The organism is Streptococcus suis (assembly GCF_002964045.1).
Lineage (GTDB): Bacteria > Bacillota > Bacilli > Lactobacillales > Streptococcaceae > Streptococcus > Streptococcus suis_U.
Genome location: NZ_POPB01000092.1, coordinates 1 through 282, shown reverse-complemented (window position 1 = coordinate 282; position 282 = coordinate 1). Strand labels below are relative to the sequence as shown.

The following is a 282-nucleotide window of genomic DNA, read 5'->3' as shown; positions in this document are numbered from 1 at the left end:
TAAGCCAGTTGAAATTCCTGTTGCTCGTCCTCGAATTAGTCAGCCAATTCAAAGAGAAATCGTGAACGAATTGAACACAGTCGATCAGGTAGAGGAACAAGTTGCTCCTACTTACCATGATGAGGAAGAAGAAGTTCGTCCAGCTGCTAAGGGAAACATCACAGATCGCATTCGTGGTTTGTTTGGCAGCATGTTTGAATAAGAGAAAAGAAAAGGTGATTTAAACTATGGCATTTTCATTTGAAGCAGCAGCTAGTCATGGTGCTGTCATTAAAGTAATCG

The 282-nt window shown here is 41.1% G+C and carries 1 protein-coding gene; it reads left to right on the top strand.

Going from position 1 to position 282, the window contains the following annotated elements:
• Positions 1 to 202 (top strand): cell division protein FtsA C-terminal domain-containing protein (locus tag C1E99_RS00400; protein ID WP_193441766.1); only part of this gene is annotated, 202 nt, incomplete at its 5' end.
• Between the last annotated feature and the right edge of the window lie 80 nt (positions 203 to 282).